Raw genomic sequence first — 10514 nt, 5'->3', positions numbered from 1 at the left:
CAGGCGGCAGCGATGAGGATGTGTACACGCTCGTGTGGACACCCACGGACTCCGCCGCCACGTTGGTCCGGCGAGTACAGACGCGACTCGTGAATCTGCAGCTGGATCCCGTGTTGTGGTGCCGTCTGGTCGTCAAGGGCAACACGATCATGTCCAGTCATCGCGACCGCTACCTCGACGGAGACGTGTTCCTCGATCCCGAGACTCGTCGTTCGAATCTGCGGATGCCCAGCGGGGACGACCGCAACGGCGGCACGTTCGAGCTCTGGTTCACGGTCAAGCACGGGTGACGCGCCGCCCCGGCCAGCAGATCGACGAGTGCCGTGGAGATGGGCAGGCCCGCAGCGTCCTGGAAGTAGCTGTACGCGGGCATCGGGTTCGCCTCGAAGCAGACCCACCCCCCGTCCGGCCGCACTCTGAGGTCGAGCCCGGCGAAGGGAAGGCCGAGGTCCCCGGCCAGCCGGACGCAGCGGGCGGCCACGTCGGCGGGCAGTTCACGCGGCCTCAGGACGGCTTCCAGTCCGTCCTGGGCCGCGTACCGGTAGTCGGTCGCCGCGCAGTCGACCTCCGCGGCGAACGTACGCTCTCCCACGACGTGGACCCGCACATCGGTGCCGGGGACGTACTCCTGGAACTGGGTGGGCAGCCGGCGCACCCGATCCAGCCGGTCCATGTCGGCCGGGCCGAGTTCGCGGACGATGGAGCGCACACCGCTCAGCGACTTGTAGACGACGCGGCCGTGGCATGCCTGGAACTCCCGCACGTCGTCCGGGTCGTTGGTCACCAGGGTCTCCGGTACGAGGAATCCGGCGGCGGCGATGAACTGTGACTGGTAGGGCTTGGAGGCATTGGACGCCATGGCCTGTGGGCGATTGAGCACGAGCGCCTGTGCGCGGTCGAGCCAGTCGACGAACTCCTGGTGGAGGGCGGCGACGCGGGCGCGTTCCGCGGGGTCCTTGGCGTGCGCCGGCGGGTGGAGGGGGCGCGCGTAGACGGCCGTGATCTCGTCCAGAGCGATCCGTACACCGTCGGCGGCCAGCCAACCGTCGCTCTCGGGCAACCGTGTCATCAGGTCGTACCGATGCAATTGGGCCTGGTCCACGACGTGGTGGTCGGCGCCCGCCTGCCGCGCGGCCTGGATCGCCTGTGCCAGGGGGGTTTCGTTCTGCCAGCCGTAGAAGACGATCACCGAATGCTCACCGCCCGGGACCGCGCTTCGACGGTCAGCAGCAGATCGGCCGCGGCGTCGGCGTGGCTCGGCATGTCCAGGCGTGGGTAGAGGTCGACCCGGGCGAGAGCCGGCCGGTCTCCCACCGTTACCATGTGCGCCTCCGCCAGCGTCGTCCCGAGGCGCGCGGCGAGTCGGCGGCAGGCGTCCCCGTATTCCTCGGCCCCCGCGCCGATGACCCGGTCGCCCGCGATCAGCAGCCGCCGCGCTTCCGACCTCGGCTCTTCGGGCAGCTTCATGAGGGGGACCCGGGCGGAGCTCCCGCCGGGCCAGTCGATCAGGGCGACGAGCCTCTCGCCGGTGACGGTCGGATCGAGGAGTCCGGCCCGCGTGGCGCTGGAGCGACGGACAACGGGCAGTCCGCACTGCCAGGCGTGGAAGTGCACGATCGACTCGGACATCTGTGCGGCGGGGGCGGGGCAGGTCATGACAGGACCGACGACGCGGGAGGCGATGCCGTGCAGCCAGCTGGCGACGAGTGCGTGCAGTTCCGCCGTCGCGTAATGGCGGTCCTTGACCTGGGCGGCCAGGAATCCCATGGGCGGCACATAGGGCATCCGGTGCAGTACGGCACCGATGTTCCGGTCGTCGAGCACCCCTCCGTCGGGTAGGACGATCCGCGTGGTCGTCGCGCCCTTCGCGTCCACGCGGTGCTGCCACCGGGCACGGGCGAGTTCATGGGGGCGTACGACGGTCACCCGGTCGGGTCCGCCATGTCCGGTCAGGGCCGAGACCACGGCCGTGGCTCCGGTGTCGTGCTGGTCCGCGAGGACGACGACGGGGCGGATCATTGTCCCGGCCTGCTGTCGAACGCCCGCTTGGCCAGTGGGTCGCCCGCCTCGGCAGAACGCCGCAGGCTGTCGTCGTCGCGGTCGTACTGCGGCCCCGCGGTGAGATCGGGACGGAGAGCAGCACCGATGAAGGGCTCGCCCTCGTCCTCGTCGACGGTCCCGGCGACCGTCTGCTCAAGTGCGGTCACCCGGGCCTGCAGTTCGAGGATCAGGGTGCTGAGAGCGCCTGGCTCACCCGCGCAGTAGGGGGCCACTTCGAGTTCCGTGCCTCCCTTTCTGCCTGGGGCGAACGGATGGTCCTTGGTCTTGCCGCCGCCACCCCCACCACCCCCGCCGCCGCCCTCCCCCCCGTCCTTGTGGCCGTCCTTGGTGTTGTCCTTCCTGTCCTTGCTGTCCTTGCTGTCCTTGGTCTGGTCCTTCCCACCGCTGACGCTGACCTTGGCCTTCATCGTCGGCCCGGATCCCGAGATCCCCGTGACAGCGACGAGCGTGGACCCACCCGCGTGGGAGTGGGAGGTGGGCTTGCTGGTGGCGGAGAAGGCGACGTTCTCGGTGGAGCCGGGATAGGGGTCCCCCTGGTCGCCTGTGTTCTGCCTCAGTTCGAGATCACGCTTGTTGTCCGCCTGTACGAGCCGCACCTTGAGGTGGTTCTCGTCCGAGTTGTCCGGCCGGCTCTCGTCGATGTGCCAGATGAGCAGCCCATGACCCGGCAGGCCCGCGTCGTATGCGACCCGTTGGCGGTTCTCGATCAGGAAGTACTCCTGGCCGCTGGCCCCGTTGGTCCACAGCCGGTGCACCACGCGGGAGGTCTTCACGTCGGTGAAGGACACCTCACCCGACGAGCTGACCACGGAAGGGGTCACCCAGCCCTGGTTGAGCTTGCACCAGGCGGACGGATGCACGGGCACTTCCCCGCCGTCGCCCGTCCAGGAGCCGGTGCCCATGAGGCACCAGTTGCCGATGCCCATGGAACTGTCGTCCGGGTCGTAGAGATCGGGCAGACCGAACAGCAGATGCCCGAGCTCATGGGCGCAGACGCCGATCGTGGCGTCCTCGCCGACCGCCATATAGCCGTAGGCCTTGACGCGGTCGACGGGCCTGGCCGCCGGCAGTACTCCTTTGTGCGACCAGATGTCCTGCGGGTTTCCGGTGCTTTCGGCTCCCGGCCCCGCGTGCACGACGACGATGGCCTCGATGTACCCGTTGCCGTCGTTGTCGAAGGGTTTGAAATCCAGGACCGGGTTGGCCTTCACCACGGCGTCGTCGGCCATCTGGGGAGCCCGCGCGGGGCCTTGGCCACCGCGGCCGACGCCGAAGTTGTGATGGGCGTACCAGGTCAGCTCCTTGGGGAGGCGGACGGTCGGAACCACCGTGCCCTCCAGCTCGACCTTGCCCCCGCTCACCTCGCGGAAGTACTCACGGACGCTTCCGTTGGGAAGCTTGCCCTCCGAGAAGAACAGGTCCCGGACATGCTCGACACCGACACCCATCGCCCGGTCGGAGAAGTCCACCATGATGACGGCGATCTTCAGCTTGCCTTGCAGGGGGGCTCGTTCGGCGGCGGCGGAGCGGATCGTGGCGGACGGAGTGCCCGGGGCGAACTCCCCCGGCGGATAGATCAGACCGTCGTCGAATCCCGGCCAGCGAGGCGATCGCCCCAACCTGGCGAGCTCGGCAAGCCCTGCGTGCGGCAACTGGAGCGATGCCATCTCGTCCTGGATCCGCCGACGGAGTTCAGGACTGGGGGCAACGGCACAGAAGTCGGCCCACGCTGCGGTGGCAGTCCACTCCTCAAGGCGCTCGGGCACGTCGCCCTCCCTCATCGGCCTGCCACAGGTCCGCACGCCGGAAGACCCGGCTCTTGGACATCGACTGCGGCTGTCCTCGCCTTCCAATGTCCCCAAGGGCAAGCGCCGCCCGCAAAATGTGCTGCGCCGAACGAGTCGCCCCCCGGTCCGCGTTCTCCCGCCTCCGACAGGCACGTCCCTCGCGATGTCGCGCCGCCCACGGCGTCGTCCTCGGCGAGTGTCAGGCCGGAACAGGTCGCTGCTGCCCGACGACGCGATGCTCGTGATCACACGCGGGATGATCCAACGGCGCGTGCCCCGACTGTCCGGCTGTGGCCCGCCCGGGCACTCCGTCACACGGCGGGCTGTTCACAGCCGGACAGTCCGGTCATGGCTGTGCCCGCCCACCACCCCCGTAGGGGGCGGGGTCAGCCATGGCTGTGCCCGCCCACCACCCCCCGCGGTGGACGGGGGCGGGTGGGCGGGCGTGAAGAGCCGGGTCGGGATCAGAGTGTGCCGGCGAGGGCGATGGAGCCGAGCGGGGTGGCCGCGATGCCCTGGATCGTGGGCACGGTGACCGGGTTGGTGAAGATGGCGCCAGCGGTGTTGCGGCTGGTGAACACGACGCGGTTGTCGCTGGTGGTGAAGGCGATGTCGACGTCGCGGTCGACACCGGCCGCGCCCACCGACTTGACGGTGATGTTGCCGAGGTGCGCGGTCAGGTCCTTGACCGGGCTCCAGGAGCCGCTGCCGAGGCGGACGGTGTGGTACTGGCGGGTGCCGTTGTCGGTGGCGAGGATGACGTGGGCGTTGCTGCTCATGCCGGCCATGGCCACGGACGTGATCGGGCCGGTGGCGCCGGCGGCCTGGGCGACGTCGCCCCAGACGGTCCAGTGGCCGGCGGTGGCGCGCAGGGTGTGGTAGGCCTTGCCGCCGGTGACGGCGATGACCTGGAGCTCGCCGCCGGTGTTGGCGGTGGCGATCGAGGTCACGCCGCTGATGGGGCTGCTCACGGAGGCGACGTCACCGAAGGGGGCCCAGGTGCCGTTCGCGCGGCGCACGGTGTGGAAGACCTTGCCGTTGGAGACCGCGACCACCTGGATCTCGGTGCCGGTGGACACGGCGGAGACCTGGGTGACGTTGGTGAGCGCGCCGGCCTCGCCGAAGACGTCCCCGAAGGTGCCCCACGTGCCGTCCGCCTTGCGGATGGTGTGGTAGATCCGGCCGTTGGTGCCGAGCGCCACCACGTGGGTGTCGCCGTTGATCCCGGCGACGGTGGCCGTGCGGATGCCGCCGATGTTGCCGGCCTTGGTCTGGACGTCGGTGAAGCCGGTCCAGGCGCCGTCATCCATGCGGATGCCCTGGTAGAGGGAGGTGCCCGCCTGGACGACGGCCTCGGTCTTCCAGCCGGCGGTCAGCGAGCGGACCTCCGCGGACCACGCGCTCAGGTTGTCGGCCCGTGCGGCGATGGCCCCGGTGCGGGTCTCGGTGGCCGCAGTGCCGAGGCAACCACCCTGCCAGGAGCGGCTGTTGACGCCGACGAGCTGGCCGGCCGCGTTGAGGAGCGGACCGCCGGTGTCGCCCTTGCAGATGGCGTCGGTGCCCTTACCGGTGATGGTGACGGTGCCGGTGTCGGACGCGTTGGTGGTGAAGGTGCCCGTGTGGAGCTTGTCGGGGACCCACTCGGTCTTCGTGCGTCCGAACCCGGCGGCGGTGAGGTCGGTGCCGGCCGCGGGAACCGCGGGGGCGAACCTGGTCCACGGGAGACCGGTGGCGCCGGTGGCCAGGCGGGCCAGGACCAGGTCGCGGTCGGTACGGGGCACGAGGTCGACGACCTCGACGGCCTTGCCGTCGGACAGCGTGGCGATGGACTTCAGCTCCGGCTTGCCGGCCGGGACCGAGGTACCGGGGGTGGCGGCGAAGCAGCTGGCGGCCGTGATGATCCAGTTCGCGTCGACCAGGGTCGCCGTGCACGCACGGGAGTTGGCCTCGTCGCCGATGTTGAGCTTGACGACGGATTTGTACTGGTCGGCCGGAGCCTCGGGACCGGATACCGCCAGGGCGGGGGCGGCCGAGATCAGGCCTGCGGCGACCGTGGTGGCGGCGACGAGCAGATCGGTTGTCCGCGCCGGGCGCAGACGGGGTGCGAGCATGGTTTTTCCTTCGGTGAACAGGTGCCTGGGAAGCGAACGGGTGCCGTGGAGGCGTTACTTGGAGGTGCGGATCTCCATGAGCATGAACTCGCGGCCCTGCTCGTCGGCGCTCTCGCCCACCGCGGTCCAGGAGTTCTTGTTCACGTCCCACGTCTTCTCCTCCGCGCCGACCTTCATGTCGACCTGGGCGGAGTAGTCGTTGCCCTTGACGGCGAAGACCGAGGGGATCTCCAGCGTCAGGTAGCCGGTGGTGCCGGTGACCTTGAAGCAGATCTTCTCCTTGGCGCGGGACCAGACCTCCAGGAGGTCGGTCGCGCTCGCGCAGTCGGCGAGGAGGATGTGGCCATCGCCTCGCTTGAGGGTGATGTTCTGCTCGGCAAGGATCTTGTCGGCGTTCGGGTAGCCGAAGTCCTCGATGGCGTAGCCCGGGCCTTCATCTGCGATGGCCTTCATCGCGGTGGTGTCCGCGTTCGTCCCGCCTGCGGTGGCACCGCCGGCGCCCGTGATCGCCATCCATGCGAGGGCGCCGGCCGCCGTGGCCGCGGCCACCGTGCGGACGAGTGTCTTACGTGCCTTCATCCCTACCCCAGTCCTCAGTTCCGGTCACTGCCCGGAAGATGCCATACGGATGCGAAGGCTCATGTCCAACCAACAAGAGATGCGTCAAAGACGGGTGGTCTCTCCTTGGAAGCCCCCAACTTCCTCCGGGATCTTAACCGCACACCTGGAGCGGAAATCAAGTCCAACAAAACGCACGTGACAGCCTGTCAATCAATTCCGCCGCATTGTCGGAGACGCGAGGACGCCCGTGCACCAAGCGCCGTACGAGTGGGATCAAGCGCAGCGGATGGGCTTCGGCGAGGCCCTGGGTAGGTGACGTGGCTCACATGGAGTGTAGGAGCTGACCTGGGAGTACGTGTCACTCGGGGCCGTTTGCGCCCGATTTGAGTGACCGGTCGACAGCCGGTCGAGCCCCACTGAATGAGGTTGAATAAACGACCGTTGATTGACCATCAACTACTGTCTAGCCAACGCCGCGTGTCCCGGGTAGGGTCAGGCTGCGCGCCTCTCGGACCTCGCAATGCGTTCCAAGGTCCGACGATTGAAACGCGACTCACACCTTGCCGCCCTGGACCCGCCGCACTCTTTTGCAGCGTGCCATGCGCCGATAGCGAAGGACCGTTTTGGACACCATTTATTGGAGTAGGCGGCGCATTCTCGGCGCCATCGCGGCCACTGCTGCCGTCGTCACCACCTCCAGCCTCGTCCTCAATCCCACGGCAGCCTGGGCCGAGACAGCGCCTCCGCAGGACGACCCGTTCCTGCTGCCGGACACCGACCGCGCCAAGGTCGTCAAGGCATGGGTGCTGGGCGGAAAGGCAGTTCGTGCCGCCGCCGCTGCCGCCCTGACCGGGTCGGACGCCGACGTGCAGAACTTCCTGGCCGTCAAACTCGCGTCGGAGACCGCGGTGGACAACCGCGCCGCGCTCCTGAGCAGCCTCGCGGTGGCCGGCAAGGGGACCCGTCGTGAGGCGACCGCCGCGCTCAACGGTGGGGACTCCGCCATCGCCGCGTTCCTCGCGGGCGGCTTCAAGACCGCCCACGTGGAGGACCTGCGAGTGGCCACCGTCACGGTGATGTCCACCAGTGGGAAGGCCGTGACCAAGGCGGGCAACGCCGCCCTCACCGACGGCTCCCCTGCCGCGCTCGAGAAGTTCCTCACCACGGACCAGTTCACGGCCAGGTTGGAGGACTCGCGCGTCGAGGCCTCCAAGCTCTTGATGCTGGCGGGCCCGGAGGTGCAGAAGTACGCCAACAGGGCGCTGTCGGGTACGGAAGCCGATGTCGAGTGGTTCCTCGACACCGGCCAGCACATCGCCCGCGCCCGCGACCAGGAGCGGTCCAAGATCGAGGAGCTCCTCGCCGTCGCCCAACGCGAGGGCAGGACAGCCGAATCCAAGACGAAGCAGGCCGAAGAGGCCTCCGCCCGGGCCGTGGAAGCCGCGGCCAAGGCCAAGCAAGCCGCGGAGACGGCGGAGGCCGAGGCCCGCCTGGCGGAGAACGACGTCGTGAAGGCCGCCCAGGCGGCCCGCAAGGCGGCCGAGGCCGCGAGGGGAGCGTCCGACGCGGCGCGGATGGCCACCAACGCCGCCCATGCCGCCATTCAGGCTTCCCGTCGGGCCGCGAACGCCGCCATGGCCGCGAGCCAGGCGGCAGCCGCCGCGGGCACCGCCGCGTCAACGGCGTACAGGGCGGCCATCGCCGCCTCCAAGGACGCCGCTCTGTCCGGCAAGGCCAAGGATGCCGCCGTCTTCGCCCGGAACGTCGCCGCCAAGGCCCGGGCCACGGCGGATCAGGCCGAGCAGGCCGCCAACGCCGCGCAGCAGTGCGCCGACATCGGTGCCAACGCCGCGGGCGCGGCACGCCAGGCCGCCGCCACGGCGGAGGCAGCCCAGAGGTCCGCGGAGCGGTCGGCCGGTGTGGCCCAGTCGGAGGCCGCGGAAGCCACGCGTCAGGCACAGATCGCCACCACGAACGCCCGGATCGCCACCAACGCCGCCGGGACGGCGCAGGCTCTCGCGAGCGCGGCCGCGACCGCCGCGCGTAACGCCCGGAACGCCGCCTACAGTGCGGCCGCCCATGCGATCAAGGCCGCGGAGGCCTGCGACTGGGCCGTCACGTACGCCGGTCAGGCGGTGGACTACGCGAACAAGTCCACCGAGTTCGCCAACGAGGCCACCTTGGCCGCCGACAAGGCCACGGCAGCGGTCGTCGAGGCGATCAAGGTGGAGAAGGACGCGCGCGAGGCCGAACAGCAGCGGCTGGACCACGAGGTGCAGCGGGCCATCGAGGAAATGCGCCTCTTCGCCCAGGCCGAGGTCCGCTGGAAGGCGGAGACCGAGGCGAAGCGAGCCCAGGCCGAGCAGACTTCCCAAGCGACGAAGAACCTCATCGCGCAGGCGGAATCGGCGCTGCGGGCCGGAAACCTGGCAGCGGCCGCCGACTTGGGCCGCAAGGCGGCCCTCGCCGTCATGGACTCCCACGGCGTCTGGTCCCGGGAGGCCGCCCAGTTCGCCCTGGCCGGTACGGACGCGGACGTCCACGCCTGGGTCGACAGCGACCGGCAGATCGCACAACGGCAGGACGACCGGGAGACCACCGTCCACCTCGCCCGGATCTCCCCCTCGAAGGTCGCCTTCGCCGCGACCTCGGCGCTGAACAGCAGCGATCCCGACGCTGCCGCGACGTTCCTGCGCACCGGTGCCATCCAGGCGGCGGGGGCGGACAACCGCGTCATCGTCGCGCGCCTGCTGGCCCAGCAGCCCGGCCGCGCGGTGACCGAGGCGGCCAACGCCGCGCTGGACGCGGGAACGCCCGAGGCGCTGCACCAGTTCCTCGCCGTCACGTTCGAGAAGGCCCAGCGGGAGGACGACGCGGTGGCCACCGCGGCCCTCCTCCAGACCGCGGGTCCGTACACCAAGGCCCATGCCCAGGCGGCTCTCGAGGGTCCCGCTTGGATGCGCCGGAAGTTCATCGCCTCCGCCCAGTACGAGACCGCGCAGCTGGACCACGACTTCGCCACCCACGTCGCGGCGATGCAGGGTGCCATCGCCGCCGCCGCGAGGATCGCCGACAAGGCGCAGGAGGATGCCGCCCGCGCCCAGGAGGCAGCGGCCACGGCTCGCAAGGCCGGCGAGGAAGCGGTGTTGTGGGCAGGGAAGGCGCAGCAGGCGGCCACTCGAGCCGCCACCTCCGCTGAGCGGGCGAACGCATACGCGGACCAGGCCGAAGCGTCCGCCCGCCAGGCGCAGGCCTCGGCCGACCAGGCGAAGCAGGCAGCGGTCGCCGCCCGCGTCGCCGCCCGCTCGGCGAACTTCTCCGCCAACCAGGCCATCAAGTCCGCTCGCACCGCGATCACCTTCGCGGCCAACGCGAAGGCGTGGGCGACTCAGGCCCGTGCCTCCGCGATCCTGGCGGGCAAGAACTCGGCAGAGGCGGCCGCCGCGGCCGGTGAGGCTCGTCTGGAGGCGGTGCAGAAGCGGGAGGCGCAGGACAGGGCAGAGGCCCAGCTGGCCGCGGAAGCGATGGCGGCGGCCGAGGCCGCCAGGACGAACCTGGCCGACGCCTCCGAGCACGACGAGGTCAGGTGGGGTGTACCCAAGTCGGAGTGGAAGGCTGCTGCCCACCGCAGCCATGAAGTGGCCTTCTACGCCGGCGTGGGCAGCATCGTGGCCGGTCTCGGCGGTGTGGCCGTCGGCTTCACCGGAGTCGGTCTTCCCGTCACCATGGCTCTTGAGACGGTGGCACTCGTCCTGAGTGTGACCGCCGTCGTCTTCGACTTCGCGACCGCGTTCTACACCGGGATGGGCTACGGATTCGGCAGCGAGGAGTTCTACAGCTCCCTCGGCGTCGCAGGGCTCAGCCTCATCACCTTCGGGAAGGGGAGGGTGATCGCCACGCTGGCGAAGGACGTCCCCCACGTCGCCAAGGAGCTCACGAGCGCCGCATATGACGGCTTCAGCGCGATCGTCAACCGGCTGACCGCGCACTGATC

General features: G+C 70.0%; 6 protein-coding genes. 1 reads left to right on the top strand and 5 read right to left on the bottom strand.

The features are described 5' to 3' along the window. Positions 1-169: 169 nt before the first annotated feature. The 5 genes from J7E93_RS37270 to J7E93_RS21790 all read right to left on the bottom strand — a co-directional run bounded on the left by J7E93_RS37270 (position 170) and on the right by J7E93_RS21790 (position 6538). Positions 170-1189 (bottom strand): alpha-L-glutamate ligase, encoded by a 1020-nt coding sequence (locus J7E93_RS37270; RefSeq protein ID WP_308368740.1) that lies wholly within the window; start codon positions 1187-1189, stop codon positions 170-172. Further along, a complete protein-coding gene (locus tag J7E93_RS21805) occupies positions 1186-2019 on the bottom strand; it encodes a hypothetical protein (protein ID WP_215071612.1) in 834 nt (277 codons plus the stop codon). Before J7E93_RS21805 ends, J7E93_RS37270 begins: the two co-directional genes overlap by 4 nt. Then, on the bottom strand, positions 2016-3827 hold the full coding sequence (locus J7E93_RS21800) for a M6 family metalloprotease domain-containing protein (RefSeq protein ID WP_308368739.1): 1812 nt from the start codon (positions 3825-3827) through the stop codon (positions 2016-2018). The genes J7E93_RS21805 and J7E93_RS21800 overlap by 4 nt, the downstream gene beginning before the upstream one ends. 485 nt (positions 3828-4312) lie before the next feature. Next, the gene (locus J7E93_RS21795) at positions 4313-5959 is read right to left on the bottom strand and encodes a trypsin-like serine protease (protein ID WP_215071610.1); all 1647 of its coding nucleotides are present in this window, start codon (positions 5957-5959) and stop codon (positions 4313-4315) included. A gap of 54 nt (positions 5960-6013) precedes the next feature. Beyond that, positions 6014-6538, bottom strand: coding sequence for a hypothetical protein (locus J7E93_RS21790; protein ID WP_215071609.1), 525 nt, complete (start codon positions 6536-6538; stop codon positions 6014-6016). 605 nt (positions 6539-7143) lie between these two features. Here J7E93_RS21790 and J7E93_RS21785 point away from each other — a divergent pair. Beyond that, entirely contained in the window at positions 7144-10512 is a 3369-nt protein-coding gene (locus tag J7E93_RS21785; RefSeq protein WP_215071608.1) for an ALF repeat-containing protein, read from the top strand. Positions 10513-10514 lie beyond the last annotated feature (2 nt).

It is taken from the genome of Streptomyces sp. ISL-36 (assembly GCF_018614205.1).
In the GTDB taxonomy this organism is placed as follows: Bacteria; Actinomycetota; Actinomycetes; order Streptomycetales; family Streptomycetaceae; genus Streptomyces.
The sequence above is the reverse complement of the archived record's forward strand: the minus strand, read 5'-3'. Positions and strand labels throughout refer to the sequence as shown.

Coding starts and splice junctions, on each gene's coding strand:
- J7E93_RS21790 (WP_215071609.1), bottom strand. CDS start 6,538: ATGAAGGCACGTAAGACACTCGTCCGCACGGTGGCCGCGGCCACGGCG.
- J7E93_RS21795 (WP_215071610.1), bottom strand. CDS start 5,959: ATGCTCGCACCCCGTCTGCGCCCGGCGCGGACAACCGATCTGCTCGTC.
- J7E93_RS21805 (WP_215071612.1), bottom strand. CDS start 2,019: ATGATCCGCCCCGTCGTCGTCCTCGCGGACCAGCACGACACCGGAGCC.